We start from the raw sequence: 17,986 nt of genomic DNA, 5'->3' as shown, positions 1-17,986 counted from the left end.
ACGCCCCATGCTCGCCAACCTGACCGCCTACGTCATCACCTCCGCCGCCCGCCTGATCACGGGCGCCCGCGCCCTGTGGCTGGGTTGCACGCCGCTGCCGGTGCAGCGCCTGTACTTTGCCAACCACAGCAGCCATGGTGACTTCGTGCTGCTGTGGGCCTCCTTGCCGCAACCGCTGCGCAAGCGCACCCGCCCGGTGGCTGGCGCGGACTACTGGGCCAAGCCGGGCATTCGCGACTTTCTCATTCGCAAGGTGTTCAACGGCGTGCTGATCGACCGCCAACGCAGCGAAGGCCAGGCCAGCCCGCTGCAACCGATCCTCGAAGCCGTGGCCCAGGGCGACTCGCTGATCTTCTTCCCGGAGGGTACCCGCAACCTGGGTGACGAACCGCTGATGCCGTTCAGAAGCGGCTTGTACCACCTGGCGGCAGCCAACCCCGACGTCGAGCTGGTACCGGTCTGGATCGCCAACCTCAACCGGGTGATGCCCAAGGGCCGTGCCCTGCCCCTGCCATTGCTGTGCACACTGAGCTTTGGCGAACCGCTGCACCTGCACGCTAATGAAAGCAAGCAGGCCTTTCTCGAGCGGGCCAGCCAGGCCCTGCTGAACCTGGCCCCGAAGGATGCCTGACATGGACAACAACACCCTTTCGCTGTTCGCCGGCATCGGCGCCCTGCTGCTGCTCGCCAGCGTGATCGGCCGCCTGCTCAAATGGCGCGCCGGCCAAGCACCGCATGCGGTAATCGACAACCTCAACGCCCGCATCAACGCCTGGTGGGTGATGGTGCTGGTGATCGGCATCGCCTTCCTGTTCGGCAAGTACGGCGTGATCGTGCTGTTCTACGGCGTGTCGTTCTATGCCCTGCGCGAGTTCATGACCCTTACCCCGACCCGGCGCAGCGACTACCCGGCGCTGGTGGCGGCGTTCTATGTGGCGCTGCCGGTGCAGTACGTGCTGATCGCCATGGACTGGTACGGCCTGTTCAGCATCTTCATCCCGGTGTACCTGTTCCTGCTGCTGCCAATCCTGGCCAGCCTTGGCGGCGACACCACGCGTTTTCTCGAACGCGCCTCGAAAGTGCAGTGGGGGCTGATGATCGCGGTGTACTGCGTGTCGTCCGTACCCGCCTTGATGACGCTGGATATCCCGGGTTACGAGGGCCGCAACCTGTTGTTGATCGCCTGGCTGATTCTGGTGGTCCAGATCAGTGACGTGTTGCAGTACGTGTGCGGCAAGCTGTTTGGCAAACACAAGGTGGCGCCCAACCTGTCCCCGTCCAAGACTGTCGAAGGGCTGGCCGGCGGTGTGGCACTGGCCACCCTGATCGGCGCCCTGCTGTGCTGGATTACCCCGTTCACCTTCTGGCAGGCCGCGCTGATGGCGTTGGCGGTGAACGCCATGGGCTTCTTCGGCGGGCTGGTGATGTCGGCAATCAAGCGCGACCGCGGGGTGAAGGACTGGGGGCACATGATCGAAGGCCATGGCGGCATGCTCGACCGCATGGATTCGGTGTGCTTTGCGGCGCCGGTGTTCTTCCACTTTGTGCGGTATTGGTGGGCATAGCGCGACCAGACAGCTGGACGTCGAGCCCAGGCAACTGCGGCTCGGCCGATGGCCCTATGGTGACCAGTCACTCAACCAGTCACCAGGAGTTGCCCCATGTCCGATTTCATCACCGTCCTGCGCGAAACCTGCCCGACGCCGGTCGTGGACGCCACCAAGTGGAAGCGCATCGGCGGCGATCCGCACACCGTCAACCTCAATGCCTACCTGTCGGCCGACGGCAGCAAGATCATGGGCACCTGGATCTGCACCCCGGGCAAGTTCGAGGTCAATTACGAGAAGTGGGAGTTCTGTCACTTCCTCGATGGCTACTGCATCATCACCCCGGAAGGCGAAGAGCCGAAGCACCTGAAGGCCGGTGACGTGTTCGTGATCGAGCCGGGGATGAAAGGCACCTGGGAAGTGGTCGAGACCGTGCGCAAGTATTTCGTCTTCGCCTGATCAGACACTGCACAACTAACTATGTGGGAGCGGGCGCGCCCGCGAAACAGGCAGTGCGGTGGATGGCACCGGCTTTGCCGGTTTTCGCGGGCATGCCCGCTCCCACAGGGTTATGTGGCGCCTGCAGAATCGGGGCAAAAAAAATCGCGGGGCAGGTGCCCTTCCCTCTGGTGCGCAGTTACAGAGGGAAGGCCACCTGGCCCGCGATGAAGCCCACCTCTTGCGTCAGTCTTTCTTGCGATACCCCTCGACGATAGCCGAGAAATCCTTACCCCCCTCGCCACGCAAGCTCATGGCCTGATACAACTGCTGGGCCACGGCCCCCAGGATCACCGGCTGGTGTGCCTGGCGCGCCGCTTCGGTGGCCAGCCCCAGGTCCTTGAGCATCAGTTCGGCGCCAAAGCCACCGGTATAGCCACGCGACGCTGGCGCGGTTTCGATAATGCCCGGCCACGGGTTGTAGGTGTCCGAACTCCAGCAACGCCCGGTCGAGCTGTTGATGATGCCGGCCAGCACCTTGGTATCGATGCCTAGCGCGTTGCCCAGGGCCATGGCCTCGGACACGCCGATCATCGAGATGCCCAGCAGCAGGTTGTTGCAGATCTTGGCGATCTGCCCGGTGCCGACTTCACCACAGTGCACGATATTGCGGCCCATCTGCTCCAGTACCGGCTTGAGGGTGGCGAACAGCTCGACGCTGGCGCCGACCATGAAGGTCAGGGTGCCGGCTGCCGCACCGCCAGTGCCACCGGACACCGGCGCATCGCCCATGTCCACGCCTTTGGCCGCTGCGGCCCTGGACACATCACGGGCAGTCTGCGGATCGATGGTGCTGCAGTCCACGGTAGGCGTACCGGCACGAATACCGGCCAGCACGCCATCTTCGTTCAGGTACACGCTGCGCACATGGGCCGCCGCCGGCAGCATGGTGATGACCAGCTCGCTGTTGGCTGCCGCGTCCTTGGGCGACGGGCTGATCTGCCCACCCAGTTCTGCCAGCTCGGCCAGAACGGTTTTGTTCAGGTCAAACAGGTTCAACTGGTGCCCGGCCTTGATCAGGTTGCGGGCCATGGGCGCGCCCATGTTGCCCAGGCCAATGAATGCAATACGCATGACGTCTCCTTAGCGCAGGCTGATGGTGGTGTTCACACCGTCGTTGACGCTGTCGTCATCGAACCAGCGGGCGGTGACGGTCTTGGTCTGAGTGTAGAACTGCACCACCTGCTTGCCGTACGGGCCGAGGTCGCCGAGCTTGGAGCCACGGGAGCCTGTGAAGCTGAAGAACGGCACCGGTACCGGGATCGGGATGTTGATGCCAACCTGGCCGATATCGATTTCGCTCTGGAACTTGCGCGCTGCCGCGCCGCTTTGGGTGAACAGGCCAGTGCCGTTGCCGAACGGGTTGGCGTTGACCAGGGCGATGGCTTCGTCGAGGGTATCGACCTCCAGGGTCACCAGCACCGGGCCGAAGATTTCCTGGGTGTAGACCTGCATGTCAGTCTTCACCCCCGAGAACAGGGTTGGGCCAACGAAGTTGCCTTGCTCGTAACCCGGCACCGTGACGTCGCGGCCATCGAGTTCCAGCTTGGCGCCTTCCTTGATGCCGCTTTCGATCAGGCCCAGCACACGTTCCTTGGCGCGTCTGGAAACCACCGGGCCGACATCGGTGCCCGGCTCACACCCGGCATTGACCTTGAGCTTGCTGGCTGCTTCCTTGATGTCCGGCAGCCACTCACGGGCCTTGCCCACCAGCACCGCCACCGAGGTGGCCATGCAGCGCTGACCCGCCGCGCCGAAGGCGGCACCGACCAGGGCATTGATGGTTTGCGTACGGTTGGCATCGGGCAGCACCACGGCGTGGTTCTTGGCGCCCATCATCGACTGCACGCGCTTGCCGTGCTGGCTGCCCAGGTTGTACACGTGGGTACCCACTTCGGTAGAGCCAACGAAGGAAATCGCCTTGATGTCCTGATGGGTGCAGATGGCATCCACCACCTGTTTGCCACCGTGCACCACGTTCAGCACACCGGCGGGTACGCCGGCTTCCAGCGCCAGCTCGACCAGCAGCATGGTCGACAGCGGGTCCTGCTCGGACGGTTTGAGCACGAAGGTGTTGCCGCAGACGATGGCCATGGGGAACATCCACAGCGGGATCATCGCCGGGAAATTGAACGGGGTGATGCCGGCACATACGCCGATAGGCTGGCGCAGGGTGTAGGTATCGACACCGCCGGCGACGTTTTCGGCGAATTCACCCATCTGCAAGGTGCCGATGGAAGCGGCGTGTTCCACCACTTCCAGGCCGCGGAAAATATCACCTTCGGCGTCAGCCAGGGTTTTGCCCTGCTCGGCGCTGAGCACCTGGGCAATGCGCTTGCTATGTTCGCGGATCAGCGCCTGCAGCTTGAGCATGATGCGCATGCGCGCGCCAATCGGGGTGTCTCGCCAGGTCTTGAAGGCTCGGTGGGCAGCGGCTACGGCTGCATCGACTTCTTCTACTGTCGCGAACGGTACGCGCGCCAGCACCTCTTGGGTGGCCGGGTTGACGATGTCGCGCCATTCGGTGGTCTTCGACTCGACCCACTGGCCGTCGATCAGCAGCTTCACCTGCTCGACCTTGGTCGGGTTCGGGGATTGCGGTGCGTTCATCTGCGTTCTCCTTGGAATTATTGTCGGGACGAGATCGCCAGCGCCAAGCAAACGCGAGGTGGCGTCCTGAGGCTTGTTTCGAGTATAGATGTGCAAACATCCAACAAGAACGCACAAAAAAACCGGATCATCATGCAAAAAGACCTCACATCCCTGAGCGCGCTCAACTGGGACGATTTGAAGTTTTTCCTTGAAGTGGCCCGAACCCGCAAGGCCAGCAGTGCTGCCAAACGGCTGAGCGTGGACTACACCACGGTGTCGCGGCGCATCAGCTCGCTGGAGGGGGCGCTAGGCACGTTGCTGTTCGAAAAGTCGCGGACCAACGGCTTTGTCCTCACTGCCGAGGGCCAGCGCCTGCTGGGCTATGCCGAGTCGATCGAAAGCACACTGCACATGGCCTGCGAGCAGGTGTCCGGGTCGGGCGTGGCGTTGTCGGGGCATGTGCGCATGGGCTGCACCGAGGGCTTTGGCAGCTTTTTCATTACCCCGCAGCTGAGCCACTTTGTGGATGCCTACCCGGCGATTTCCGTGGATATCCTGCCGCTGCCGCACTTCATCAGCCTGTCCAAGCGCGAGGCAGACATCGTGATCGCGCTGGAGCGGCCGGAGCACGGGCCTTACGTGTGCTGCAAGCTGTGTGATTACCGCTTGCGGCTGTATGCGACCCAGGACTACCTGGACAGCCATGCGCCGATTCGCCAGGTGGCGGACCTGGCCAAACATCCCTTTATCAGTTATGTGGATGATCTGGCGTTCAGTTCGGAACTGCTTTACCTGGCCAACCTGATTCCAAGCGCCAGCGCGCACTTACGCAGTACCAGTGTGATTGCGCAATACACCGCCGCGTTGCAAGGCCGTGGGTTGGCCATACTGCCGTGCTTCCTGGCGGCGCAGGACCCGCGCCTGGTGACGGTATTGCCGGAGGAGATCGAGGTGACGCGGCAGTTCTGGATGTATTGCCGGGAGGATTTGCGCAAGTTGAAGCGGATTACCTTGCTGTGGGATTACATCCGTGGCGTGACCGAGGCGAATGCGCCGTTGTTGATGGGGGAAACGCGGCAGATTCGCTTTGCCCAGGAGTGACGGGGCAACACCGATTCTGTGGGAGCGGGCGCGCCCGCGAACACCGGCGAAGCCGGTGCCAGACACCGCGTTGCCTGCTTCGCGGGCACGCCCGCTCCCACAGTGGAATGTGGTGAGCCACGAGACTGGGCTCAGTAAGACGCCACCACAATGGACACCCGCCGGTTCTCGGTGCGCCCGGCGCTGGTGCGGTTGTCCGCAACCGGCTGGGTACTGCCCAGGCCTCGGGACTGAATGTTCTGCGCCAGCATGCCAACCCCGACCAGTGCCTTGGTCACGCTCTGCGCACGGCGCTCGGACAGCTGCTGGTTGTACGCCGCCTTGCCCGACGCATCGGCATGCCCGTCCACTCGCACGCCCTGGATGCCAACGCCAAGCAGCGCCTTGCCAATGCGCTCGACAATCTCCTGGCTCTGGCCGTTGAGGCTATCCAGATCGCTACCGAACAGCACTTTGCCGGACAGGTCGTAGGCCCAGCCTTCATCGGTTGGAGTAAAGCCTTCGCGCTTGAGCACGGCAATCTGTTCGGGGGTGAGGCCTTTGGGTGGGGCAGTCTGGCAACCGGTCAACGCCAGCACGGCGAGCAACAAGGCCCAAAGGGGAAAACGTAAAGCTTGCATCACGGGTTCAGCTCCTGTTCTTGATTTCACTGGCGGACCGTTCCGTCTGCGCCACTTGCCAATGGCCACGGCGTTTGCGTTTGGCCTGGTACATCGCCGCATCGGCGGCATTGAGAAGACTGGCGGGGTCAGCGCCGTCGTCCGGGTAATAGGCAATACCGACACTCAGCGAAGTGGCGATAGTTCGGCCGCTGTCGAGCTGCACCGGCAGCTTCATGCTGGCCACAATCTTTTCGGCAATGTGCTCAGCGTCCTGACGCGACTGCAGCGGCGTCAGCAGCACGGCGAACTCGTCGCCGCCCAGGCGGGCCACCAGGTCGTGCTCGCGCAGCTGGGCACGCACACGTTCGGCCACACTGATCAGCACTTCGTCGCCCGCGGCATGCCCGAGGGTATCGTTGATCTGCTTGAAGTGGTCGCTGTCGAGGAACAGCAGCGCCAGATGCTCCTGCTGCCGCGCCGCATTGCGCACGCTGCGGCTCAAGCGCCCCTCGAAGAAGGCGCGGTTGGGCAGCCCGGTGAGGCTGTCGTGGCTGGCCTGGTGGGCCAGGGTCTGGTTTTCGCTCTGTAAGTGGCTTTGCCACACTTCAAGCTCGTCGAGCAGGGCATTGAAGTCGTTGCCCAGTTCGTTGAGCTCGGCAATCGGCGCTTCCGGCACACGCCTGTCGAAGCTACGCTCGCGGCGGGCGGCGTGAGCAACGCTGGCCAGGCCACGCAGAGGGCGGGTGATATTGCTGAGCAGGCGCCGCGACAGATACTGGGCGGCCAAGGCACTGAGAATCGTGCAGAACAGGATGCCGGCCAAGCCACTGAGCATAAACAGCAACAGGCTACGGCCCTGACCGACCAATTCGGTGTGCCCGACTTTCTGCTGCTGGTGCATGATCGGCAGGTTGACCGGCTCATCCAGCAAGGCGGTGGCCACCTGCACTTCAAGCTTGGCGAGCATGCCCGTATCCCCGCGTTGCCAGTGCGCCAGCAGCTCGCCTTCGTTGTTGAAGACCTTGGCCTCGGCCACCTCCTCATTACTGGCGATCAGCGCCAGCGACTCGTTGGCCGCGGCGCTGTCGTCGAACACCACAGCGGCTTCCACGGTGTAGTTGATGGATCGGGCGATCAGGTGCAGGTTGTGGTTGGCGTAGACGCGCAGCGCGAGCACACCCAGGAGGGTCAGCGAAATACCGGCCAGGCCCACGGCGAGCAGGGCGACACTGAGGTGGCCACGCCCCAGCACCGAACGCAGGGTGGGGCGCACGCCAGGCTTGCGGGTGGCCTTCATGGCTGCACCGCCCGGCGCCGCGACAGTTGCAGCACGCTGGGGTGGATGCGCACGCCGGAACGCGCCACCGAATCCAGGTTCACCTCGAAGGCCACCTGCTGGTCACTGACCCGCAAGCAGAACAGGCTGCCAACGGTGCAGGGGTCGTTCGCTTCGCTGATGCTCAGTACCGGGTGACCGCTGACACGCTCGAACAGCTTGTCGCGCTGGCCCTGGTCGAGTTTGCCGATGTAGATGGCATCACAGGCCTGGGCGACCTGGGCATCATCTGCCAGCAAGCGCCGAACTTGCAGCGGGCGGCCGGACTCCTGCACATGGCCTTTGATCAGGTCATCGGCGTATTCGGTCGGGCCGACCAGGCACAAACGCAACGGTGAGGGTTCGACGGGCCAGCGGGCGTAGCTGAAGATGCCCAGTACGACCTGGGTGACGGCCTTGGCGCGTTGCTGCGCCTGGGCGGCGGTTGTGGCGGTGTCTGCCCGGGCGGGGCCTGTAAAAATGAACAGGGCGGCCAGCAATAGCGAAAGCGCACAGCTTGTCACTCGCCTTGCGGCCACGTTCATGTGGGAAATCTCTCAGGTCCTTTACGGTATCGGCGCAACGATAGCACATGGCCGCATCAATGTAGGAATGAGCCGCTGTATGTGTGGGGATTGAAGGCCCTATCGCCGGCAAGCCAGCTCCCACAAGTACAGTGCAGCTTTCAAGGGCCATGCAGTACCTGTGGGAGCTGGCTTGCCGGCGATAGGGCCTTCGCGCTCCTACACCTGTTCGAGCATCAACCCGGAAATACGCCTTACCTTGCGCGCCACCGCCTCTTCGAAAATGCCCTGGCGTGGCTCGACCAGGCTGAAGCAGTGCTTTGCACGGGTGATGCCGGTATACACCAGCTCCTTGGTCAACACCGGGTTGAGAGCGTCGGGCAGCACCAGTGCCGTGTGGCTGAACTCCGAGCCCTGGGACTTGTGCACGGTCATGGCAAATACCGTTTCCACTTCGTTGAGCCGGCTGGGCAGGACGAAACGCACGCCGCCACTGCCGTCGTTACGCGGGAAGGCCACGCGCAGCAGTGGCTCGCCACGCTCATCCGGCAGGCGCAGGGCGATGCCGATGTCACCGTTCATCAGGCCCAGGCCGTAGTCGTTGCGCGTCACCAGTACCGGGCGCCCTTCGTACCAGGGCTGCTGGCTGTCGATCAGGCCGGCATTGTGCAGCACCCGCGCCACGCGCTCGTTCAGGCCCTCGACACCCCAGGCACCTCGGCGCACCGCGCACAACAACTGGAAGTCCTCGAAACTGTGCAGCACCTTGCCCGCCCATTGCTCCCACGCGGGGTCGTCAAATGCGGTTTCCAGTGCAGGCCGGTAGCGGCCAAGGGTACGCAAGTAGCTGCGATAGCCCTGCGGACCGTCCGCGCCGCGGTTCAGGCCGTCGAGCAGCAGGCGGTCGAATGCTCGGTCCTGCTCGTGCTTGAGGGCAAGGCTGTGCACGTCGGCCGGCGGCTTGGCCAGCAGGTTGCGCGCCGCGTGGGACTCCTGCCGGTTGACCAGCCGCGCCAGCTGGCCAATGCCGCTGCCTTCGCCAAAGCGCCGTGAGAAGCGCAGCATGACCACCTGCTGGGCCAGTGGGTTGCGTTGTTCATCGCCGGCCTTCAGGCCACTGCCGGCTAGCGACTCGCCGCCAATCTGCTCCAGCCAAGCTTGGGTCGCCGACGAGTAACAGCCCTCCTCGGCATCACGGCACAGGTCGCCCAGTACCGCACCCGCTTCGACCGAAGCCAGCTGGTCCTTGTCGCCCAGTAGCACCAGGCGTGCGCGTGGTGGCAGGGCATCGAGCAGGTTGGCCATCATTTCCAGGTCGATCATCGATGCTTCGTCCACCACCAGCACATCCAGCGGCAGCGGGTTGCCGGCATGGTGGCGGAAGTGCCGCGAGCCGGGGCGACTGCCAAGCAGACGGTGCACGGTGCTGACCTCGGTGGGGATCTGCCCGCGTACCTCGGCGCTGACCTGCAAGCGCTCGACCTGTTGGCCGATGGATTCTGTGAGGCGAGCGGCCGCCTTGCCGGTCGGCGCAGCCAGGCGAATGCGCAGCGGCCTGCCCTGCTCCACCGCGGGCGCCTGCAACAACGCCAGCAGGCGCACCACTGTGGTGGTTTTACCGGTGCCGGGGCCGCCGGTGATGATGCTGAAACCGGCACGGGTCGCCAGGGCGCAGGCGAGCTTCTGCCAGTCCACCTGGCCTGCTTGCGCACCCGCTTCGAACAACTGTGCCAGGCGCTCTGGCAGGTCGGCCGGTGGGGCCTCGGCCTGGGTCAGGCGCTGACGCAGGGTATGGTCGATGCGCCGCTCGTAGCTCCAGTAACGGCGCAGGTACAAGCGCTCGCTGCTGAGCACCAGCGGCCGAGCTTGCTGGCCTGGAGTATCGCCGATAGCCACCAGCGGGCTGGCAGCAATGCGCTGGCGCCAGGCCTGCAGATCGAGGTTGGCCAACAACTGCGATGGCAGCAGCAAGGGGCCGGTCAGGGCGTCGCCTTCGGGCGGCAGCGACAAGGCAAAATCGGGCTCAGCCAGGGTTTGTTGCAGGTCCAGGCAGACATGCCCATGGCCCAGCTGGTGACTGGCCAGCGCCGCCGCCAGTAATAGCAACGGGTCACTGCCGGGGTCGCGCTCTTCAAGAAACATCACGAACGCGCGGTCCAGGGCACGCAGCCAGCCCCGCTCTACCCAGCGGTCGAGCAGTTGCAGCAGGTCACCGCTGTCATGCTGCGGCGCCAGCGCCAACAGGTGCTCGGCGTGCAGCGGGGTGGGTAACAGGTCGACCAGCTTTCGGCTTATGGCGCGGCTCATATCAAAGCTCCGGCAAACAGGTCCTGCTGAGCGGGCGCACGCTCACCGCGGAACAACGCATCCAGGCTTTCGATCAGCTCGCGTGGCGGCTTGGTGTGGTACACGCCATGGCCGCTGCTGCTGGCGCCGCGCAGGAAGATGAACAGGGCGCCGCCGACATGGCGGTCGTAATCGTAGTCCGGCAGGCGGGCACGCAACTGCCGGTGCAGCGCCAGCAGGTACAGCACGTACTGCAGGTCGTAGCGATGCTCGATGATGGCCTTTTCCATGGCCATGGCATCGTAGGCCTGGATGTCCGGGCCCAGCCAGTTGGACTTGTAATCGGCCACGTAGTACCGCCCGTCCAGCTCGAACGCCAGGTCGATGAAGCCCTTGAACATGCCGTTGAGCACGGTCGGCTGCGCCGCAGGGCGCGCCAGGCCGGGGTGGGTGTAGCGTGCAACCAGGCGGTCGAGCTGTTCGGCATCGACCTGGTGGCTGGCGAACCAGAACTCCATCTCGATCTGGTAGTGCTGCAACTGCGCGAGGGTCACACTCTGCTGGTTGCCCGGCAACGGCAGCGCCTCGACCAGCAAACGTCGCAGCCACTGGTCAAGGGTGGGAATCCAGCCCGTCCAGTCACGGCGGTTGCAGCGCTGGCCAACCGTACGTTCGATCAGCTGAGGGTTGCTGCTGACCTGGCCGAACCCCTCATGGCCCGCCCATTCCAGCAACCCATGAAGGAAGGTGCCTGGGCTGGGCCCACGCGGGAAACGGTGGATATCGCCGCTGTCGGCCGGGACCTCGCGCAGTACCTGGGCATCGGCCACTTCGTCATCCAGCAGTTGCTGGGCCTGCGAGCTGTCGGCAACGAGCGTCTGATCGCCGACGCGCAGGGCACTGTACGAAGCGATCCACCAGTGCTCGGCAGCCGAGCGGCGCGGTTTGCGTGCGGGCAGCAGCTCACGTTCGGCGTGTGGCATGCGATACAACTGCTCATCTGCCTGCGGCAGGCCTGGGCACGCGATGTGCGGGCAGGCCGCCGCCAATGCCTGCAACCACTCGGCAAGTTGCCCGGAGCTCGCCAGGGCAAGGCCACCACCCAGCAAGTAGCCAAATGCCGAGCGGTGCAGTTGCGAACTTTTCTGGTTGCCGCGCTTGAGGTCGGCAACACCCAGCCAGCAAGCATGCTGGGCACGGGTCAGGGCGACGTAGAGCAGGCGCAAGTCTTCGGCCAGGCGCTCGTCGTCGGCACGCTCGATTTGCGCCTGGTCCGGGGTAAGGGTGAGGTGAGCGTTGCCTTGGCTATCATGCCAGGCCAGCGGCAGGCGGCTGCCGTCCACCGGTTTGCTGGTGCAGATGAACGGCAAATAGACCAAGGGGTACTCCAGGCCCTTGGACTTGTGGATGGTCACGACCTTGACCAACTGTTCGTCGCTTTCCAGGCGCAGGATCTGCTCTTCACCCGCCTGCCCGGAACTGGCCAGGTGCTCGGCCAGGTGACGGATCAGCGCCTGTTCACCGTCCAGCTCACCGGACGCCTGCTGCAACAGCTCGGCCAGGTGCAGCAGGTTGGTCAGTACCCGTTCGCCATCACTGCGACGGATCAGCGTGCGCGGTAGCTGGAAGTCGTGCAGCAGGTGCCGCAGCATCGGCAGCACGCCCTGACGTTGCCAGGTGTCACGGTAATGACGAAAACGCATGACCCAGCCTTCCCAGACCCGCTCGTCCTGGTTCAACCGGTCCAGCGCGGCCAGCGAAAGGCCCAGTGTAAGGCTGGCAAGTGCAGCCTTTAGCAGGCGCTCCGAGTCAGGCTCGGCACAGGCCTTGAGCCAGGCCAGCAGGTCGTGGGCTTCCTGGGCGGCAAACACCGAGTCTTTATCGGACAGGTACACGCTGCGCACGTCACGCGCAGCCAGTTCGGCGCGCACCATTTGCGCTTCATGGCCATCACGCACCAGGATGGCGATGTCCGAGGGCAGGCACGGGCGCAATGTGCCCTCACTGTTCTGGAAGCCCACCGTGCCCTGTTGCCCACCATTGAGCAAGGCGACGATATGGCTGGCGCAACTGGCGGCCAACTGCTGGCGGTAGACGCTGCTGGAAACCGGCTCTTCGCTTTCCAGCTGCCAGCATTGCAAGGCTGCGCACGCTTCACCGTCGACCAGCAATTGCTCGCCACGGCCTTTGGCGCGTACCTCGATGAACGGCAGCGGGTTGTCATCGGCCTCGCGGAACAGGAATGCACCCCGCCCCGTTTCACGCGCCTCGGCCTGCAGGAACACCTGGTTGACCGCCGCAACCATGGCCTTGCTGGAGCGGTAGTTGGTGTCCAGGCTGTGCAGGCGGCCGCTGGTGGCGCGCCGGGCAGCGAGGTAGGTGTAGATATCGGCACCCCGGAAGGCGTAGATCGCCTGCTTGGGGTCACCAATCATGAACAGGCCGGTTTGCGTGCGGTTTTCGCTGATCTGGTAGATGCGCTCGAAAATGCCGTACTGCACCGGGTCGGTGTCCTGGAATTCGTCGATCAGCGCTACCGGGAACTGTTCGCGGATCAGGCTGGCCAAGCGCTCACCTGCCTCACTGGCCAAGGCGTATTGCAGGCGCACCAGCATGTCATCGAAGCCCATTTCCGCACGCCGACGCTTCTCCACTTCGAACCGTGCCGATACCCAGTTGGCAGCATGTTCGAGCAGGGGCGCATCCGGGCTTTCCAGGGCCTGCAATTGCTGCTGCAAGGTCTGCATGGCGTTCAGCGCCGGGTGCTCGGGTGGCTCGCCTTTCCAGGCTTCGGCCATGCCCGCCGGGGTCAGGCGGGTGAAGCCTGTACCCAGGTCGAGCTCCACCAGTTGCTCATCACCCGCCCAGGCGCAGAGCTTGTCGAACCAAGGCTCGAAGTAGCGGGCCTGCATCTTGCGGCCGTCGACCTGTTTGGCGGCCAGTGCATCGCGGCAGATTTGCCGCAGCTCCTCGGACCACTGCGCCCACGGCGCCTTGAGCCGGGCCAGTTGTTCACCACGTTGCTGCAGCGATGCCTGGATCAGTGCTGCGGGTTCTGGCCCATCCTGCAGGGCACGCACACGGCCAAACAGCGGGCGGATGCGCGGCAGCAAGGCATCGGGGCTGACCCAGTGGCTGCGCACCCAGGCCAGCGCCTCACCCTGCATGCCATAACAGAAACGCCGCCAGTAATCGCGCATCACCTGGCCCAGCAGCTCGCTGTGGTCGGTTTCCAGGGTCTGGGTGAACAGGCTGCCGCTGTCGAAAGCATGCTCGCGCAACATGCGCTGGCACCAGCCGTGAATGGTCGACACGGCGGCTTCGTCCATCCACTGCACGGCGATTTCCAGGCGGCCGGCACAACGCGGCCAGGCCTCTTGCGGGTAGTCATCACGCAACTGGTGCAACAGCGGGTCGGCAGCTTCAAGTTCGCCACGGAAGAAGCGGGCGGCTTCGGCCAGGCGGGCGCGGATACGTTCGCGCAGTTCTTTGGTGGCGGCGTCGGTGAAGGTCACCACGAGGATTTGCGGAGGCAACAGTTCGCGCTCGAAGCCTTGCTCACCACCATGGCCGAGGATCAGCCGCAGGTAGAGCGCCGAAATGGTGAAGGTCTTGCCCGTACCGGCGCTGGCCTCGATCAGCTGGCTGCCATGCAGCGGGAAACTCAATGCCAATGGACGTGCCTGGGTCATGCGCCTTTCTCCGGGTTGCCCAGGGTTTGCCAAGGGGCGGTGAACAACGGGCGGTACAACGTTTCGCACCAGCCTTCAAAGGTTTCGTCAGCGGTGAGTGCGGCAAAATCGCGGAACTGGCGTGCCAGGGCGATGCTCTCGCTACGCTCGCCAAAGCTGGTGCGCTCGTCACCTTCGTAGGCGCGGGCAGCCGCTGCCAGCGCCTTGTCGGCATCGTCCTGGGCCAGCCAGGCGAATGCCGTCTTGGCCGCAACCGGCAGCGGCGCGTTCATCGCTGCCTGGCGGGCCACCAACAGGTCGCTCAGTAGCTGTGCGGCCTGGTTTTGCGGCAATGGTGCCAGCAACAAGGTCAGGTCACTGGCCACCAACGCAGTGTTGTAAGGGTAGCCCGCAGCGCAAGCTGCCAGGTGCGTGACCCAGGGCGCAATCAAACGGTGCCACTTGAGGTTGTTACGCCCGGCGCTGATGGTGTTGGGTACGGTGGTGATGCTGAGCAGGCTCTGGTCAGGCGCCTGGAACACCCGGCCCAGCCAACCTTCAAGGCGATGCTGGCCGTGCTCGAAATGCACCGGCAAGGCGCCCTCGACCAGTTGCGGCCAGCGTTGCAACAACTGGCCGTGGCGTTGCAGCAGGTCGGGTAGTGGTTCAATCAGTTCGCTTTGCAGCAGCTCGCCGAAACCGGCCAGCGGCAGCAGGCCACAGGCTTGCAGGCGATGGGCCTGGGCGTGCAAGGCTTGCTCGGCGTTATCCGGCTCGGACAAGGCTGCACCCAGCAAACTTTCACTGGCGCCGTAGCGTTGCAGGGTGTCGAGGACAAAGGGTTCTTCGTCCGGGGTGGGTGCCTCCAGCGCTTCGAAGTACACCTTCAGCCGCTGACTGAAGAAATGCCGCACCGGGTGGCGCAGGAAGTCGTTCAGCTGGGTCAGGGTCAAGGCTTCATCGTCGTGATAAGGCGCCAGGGTGGAGTCGCCCTGCTCGTCCTGCTGGTCCTGCCGGTGCAGCACCTGCCATTCGTGGGCAAAGCTGAACAACGGGCTGCCCTTCTGGAAGTAACGCGGGCTGAATGGCTGCAGCGGGTGCTCCTGGGTCATGGCATGCAGCAGCTGTTCGCCCGGTTGTGCAGGCTGCCCGTGCTCCGCACCGGCCAGCTGCCAGCCGGCGGCGAGGTGATCGCGCAACTGACCGATCAGCACCGAGGCCGGGCGTTCGCTGTTGTCGCGGATACTGCGCCCGACCCAGCTGACATAGAGCTGGTCACGTGCCGATAGCAGCGCTTCGAGCAGCAAGTATCGGTCATCCTCGCGGCGCGAGCGGTCACCTGGGCGGTAGTCGCTGGCCATCAGGTCAAAGTCCAGCGGCTGCTGGGCGCGGGGGTAGTCGCCATCGTTCATGCCCAGCAGGCAGACCACGCGGAACGGGATGGCACGCATCGGCATCAGGGTGCAGAAATTCACCGCGCCGGCGAGGAAGCGTTGCGACAGCTTGCCTTGGTCGAGGCCCGACAGCCAGGCTTCACGCACCACGGTCAATGGCAGCGGGTCGTGGAGGCCAACGGCCTCGCATACTTCAAGCCAGCTGTCGCGCAGGTCCTGCAATTGCATCAGCAACAGTTCATCACGCTCGCCCTCGGCAAGGAAGAACACCTGCAACAATGCATTCAGGCGCTCGCCCCACTGGCTGACGGTAGCAGGCTCGGCCAAAGCCTGACACGCCACTTCGAGTGCATCGAGCAGCGCGGCCAGCGGGCCGATCAGTGCCGCATCCAGGCCACCAATTTCATCGTAGGGCTCAATGCCGTCACACGCGTCACCCACACCCACCGCGTAACCCAGCAACATGCGCCGCAAGCCGAAACGCCAGCTGTTCTGCTCAAGCCCTGCGGGCAAGCCCAGGCTGGCACGCTGCTCGGCATTGAGCCCCCAGCGTATGCCGGCACCCTCGATCCAGCGGTGAAGCGTGGGCAGGTCGTTTTCGCGGATGCCGAAGCGGGCGCGGACTGCCGGAACGTCCAGCAGGTCGAGCACTTCGCTGACCGCAAAGCGGCTGTCCGGCAACTTGAGCAGGTGCTCGAGGGCAATCAGCAATGGCTCGCGGCCGCGCTGGCCCTGGTCGGTGAGGGTGAAGGGGATAAAGCGCGGGTCATTGCGCTGCAACTGGCCGAATACGGCGCGGATATGTGGCGCGTAGGTGTCGATGGCCGGCAGCATGACGATTACGTCACGCGGGCGTAGCGTGGGGTCGGCGCTGAAGCGGGCCAGCAACTGGTCGTGAAGGATCTCCACTTCGCGTTGCGGGCTGTGGGCAATGTGGAAACGAATGGAGCGGTCTTTTGCGGTATCGACGGGCGACCATAGCTCGCGGGTTTCGGCGAGCGGGCGCAGCTCGAGGATGTCGTCTTGCAGCTGGTTCAGCAGCGTGGTGGGCGAGCCGTCACTGAACAGGTCGATGCGACCATCGCTGAATACACCTTGGTAACTGCCTGGGTCGTCGTAGCTGTCGAGCAGGTTGATGTAGTCCCGGCCTTGCTTGCCCCACGCAGCCAGCAACGGGTGGGCGTGCTGATGCAACGACTGGTCGTCCAGTTGCAGGGGCATGCCTTGTTTGCGCTGCTGGCGCTTGTACTGATGGCGCAGCAGGTCCTTGTCGGCAACGATATCGGCCCAGTGGTGGCGGCAGGGGTTGTGCACGCACAACAGCACCTGACTAAAGCGCGCCAACCCGGCCAGTGCTTCCAGAGCCTGGGCTGGCAGCGAGGAAATGCCGAATACGATTACCCGCGATGGCAGCCCGGCAGGTGCCTCCTGCAGGCTGTTGATACGCTCGATGAAGCGTTGATGCACCCCGGCGCGGCTCTGTGCCATCCCCTCTTCGCCGACATCGTCCAGCAGCGCACGCCACAGTTCGGCTTGCCAGCGGTTGCCCCCAGGCAGCGCTTTGCGCTCGCCCCGTGCAGTATTGAGGATGTGCTCGCCCGCAGCCCAGTCCTTTAGCCAGTCGGCACGGTAGACCTGGTACTGGTCGAACAGGTCGGCCAGCCGCTCGGCGAGTTGGTAACGCTTGCGCAGGTCGCTGTCATCGGTAAGGAAACGCCGCAGCGGCTCGAAATGCGGGCGCTCGATCAACGCTGGCAGCAGGCGCATGAGGCGCCAGGTTAGCGGTGCCTTGTCGAGCAGGGAAACTTCCGGGATCTCGTCGCGGCCCAGCACGCTCCGATACAGCGTCCACATGAAGCTGCCAGGCAATTGCACATCGATTGCAGCGGCGATGCCACAGCCGCCCAGGTCGTCGGCCTGCGGGTCTTCGGCCAAGGCCAACTTGAGCCATTGGGCGATGCCATTGCTTTGTACCAGCGCGATTTCGTTTTCCAGCGGCGCCAGGGGGTAGCGACGCATCCAGCTCACTACCAGGCTGCGCAGGTCGTCGAGGCGGTTGCCGTGGACGATCATGAAGCCGGGGTGGAGATGGGTGTTGTGGGGCATCGGAAACTCTCTGGCAGCTGCTGAGGTCGGTGGGGGGAACGATATCACGCGTGATGCGTTACCTGTGGGAGCGACTGTCTTGCTCAATTTCTGAATGCTGGCGCAAATCCCTGTGGGAGCGGGCACGCCCGCGAACACCGGCAAAGCCGGTGCCATCCACCGCGTTCTCTGCTTCGCGGGCGCGCCCGCTCCCACAGGAATTGTTGTGAGGCCAGGGGACTTTTTTGGCCCACAAAGACAAAACCCCTACCTGCATGCGCAGATAGGGGTTTTGCGAAATGAATCTTGACGATGACCTACTCTCACATGGGGAAACCCCACACTACCATCGGCGATGCATCGTTTCACTG

General features: G+C 64.2%; 12 protein-coding genes. 4 read left to right on the top strand and 8 right to left on the bottom strand.

The window, feature by feature from the left end:
* Positions 1–7 precede the first annotated feature (7 nt).
* From ACFY9W_RS06310 to ACFY9W_RS06300, 3 genes are all read left to right on the top strand, one after another.
* Positions 8–631, top strand: coding sequence for a 1-acyl-sn-glycerol-3-phosphate acyltransferase (locus tag ACFY9W_RS06310; protein WP_391127257.1), 624 nt, complete (start codon positions 8–10; stop codon positions 629–631).
* A 1-nt stretch (position 632) separates the two neighbouring features.
* Positions 633–1,565 carry a phosphatidate cytidylyltransferase gene (locus tag ACFY9W_RS06305; protein ID WP_391127254.1) on the top strand — a complete coding sequence of 311 codons (933 nt, stop codon included), beginning with the start codon at positions 633–635 and terminating at the stop codon, positions 1,563–1,565.
* Between the two features lie 96 nt (positions 1,566–1,661).
* Positions 1,662–2,006: a cupin domain-containing protein gene (locus ACFY9W_RS06300; protein WP_003258412.1), complete on the top strand. Its 345-nt coding sequence runs from the start codon at positions 1,662–1,664 to the stop codon at positions 2,004–2,006.
* Positions 2,007–2,231: 225 nt separating this feature from the next.
* On the opposite strand, the gene mmsB is transcribed toward ACFY9W_RS06300, so the two are convergent.
* Entirely contained in the window at positions 2,232–3,119 is an 888-nt protein-coding gene (mmsB, locus tag ACFY9W_RS06295; RefSeq protein WP_391127250.1) for a 3-hydroxyisobutyrate dehydrogenase, read from the bottom strand.
* 9 nt (positions 3,120–3,128) lie between these two features.
* On the bottom strand, positions 3,129–4,655 hold the full coding sequence (locus tag ACFY9W_RS06290; protein ID WP_391127247.1) for a CoA-acylating methylmalonate-semialdehyde dehydrogenase: 1,527 nt from the start codon (positions 4,653–4,655) through the stop codon (positions 3,129–3,131).
* 132 nt (positions 4,656–4,787) lie between these two features.
* Between ACFY9W_RS06290 and ACFY9W_RS06285 the strand changes: the two genes are divergently transcribed.
* The gene (locus tag ACFY9W_RS06285; protein ID WP_391127244.1) at positions 4,788–5,738 is read left to right on the top strand and encodes a LysR substrate-binding domain-containing protein; all 951 of its coding nucleotides are present in this window, start codon (positions 4,788–4,790) and stop codon (positions 5,736–5,738) included.
* 131 nt (positions 5,739–5,869) lie between these two features.
* Here the strand turns inward: ACFY9W_RS06285 and ACFY9W_RS06280 are convergent, their stop codons facing one another.
* From ACFY9W_RS06280 to recC, 6 genes are all read right to left on the bottom strand, one after another.
* Positions 5,870–6,361, bottom strand: coding sequence for an OmpA family protein (locus ACFY9W_RS06280; RefSeq protein ID WP_391127241.1), 492 nt, complete (start codon positions 6,359–6,361; stop codon positions 5,870–5,872).
* 4 nt (positions 6,362–6,365) lie between these two features.
* Entirely contained in the window at positions 6,366–7,637 is a 1,272-nt protein-coding gene (locus ACFY9W_RS06275) for a diguanylate cyclase domain-containing protein (RefSeq protein ID WP_391127238.1), read from the bottom strand.
* Complete coding sequence (locus tag ACFY9W_RS06270; RefSeq protein WP_391127235.1) at positions 7,634–8,200, bottom strand: YfiR/HmsC family protein; 567 nt, start codon at positions 8,198–8,200, stop codon at positions 7,634–7,636. The genes ACFY9W_RS06275 and ACFY9W_RS06270 overlap by 4 nt, the downstream gene beginning before the upstream one ends.
* Positions 8,201–8,398: 198 nt before the next feature.
* On the bottom strand, positions 8,399–10,474 hold the full coding sequence (recD, locus tag ACFY9W_RS06265) for an exodeoxyribonuclease V subunit alpha (RefSeq protein WP_391127776.1): 2,076 nt from the start codon (positions 10,472–10,474) through the stop codon (positions 8,399–8,401).
* An 8-nt stretch (positions 10,475–10,482) separates the two neighbouring features.
* The gene (gene recB / locus ACFY9W_RS06260; protein ID WP_391127232.1) at positions 10,483–14,157 is read right to left on the bottom strand and encodes an exodeoxyribonuclease V subunit beta; all 3,675 of its coding nucleotides are present in this window, start codon (positions 14,155–14,157) and stop codon (positions 10,483–10,485) included.
* Positions 14,154–17,636, bottom strand: a complete 3,483-nt coding sequence (gene recC, locus ACFY9W_RS06255) for an exodeoxyribonuclease V subunit gamma (RefSeq protein ID WP_391127229.1) — start codon at positions 17,634–17,636, stop codon at positions 14,154–14,156. Before recC ends, recB begins: the two co-directional genes overlap by 4 nt.
* Positions 17,637–17,986: the final 350 nt, after the last annotated feature.

The sequence above is a fragment of the Pseudomonas sp. NPDC008258 genome (assembly GCF_042956345.1).
Taxonomy (GTDB): domain Bacteria; phylum Pseudomonadota; class Gammaproteobacteria; order Pseudomonadales; family Pseudomonadaceae; genus Aquipseudomonas.
Note: the sequence above shows the minus strand (reverse complement) of the source record. Positions and strands in the feature narration are given on the sequence as shown.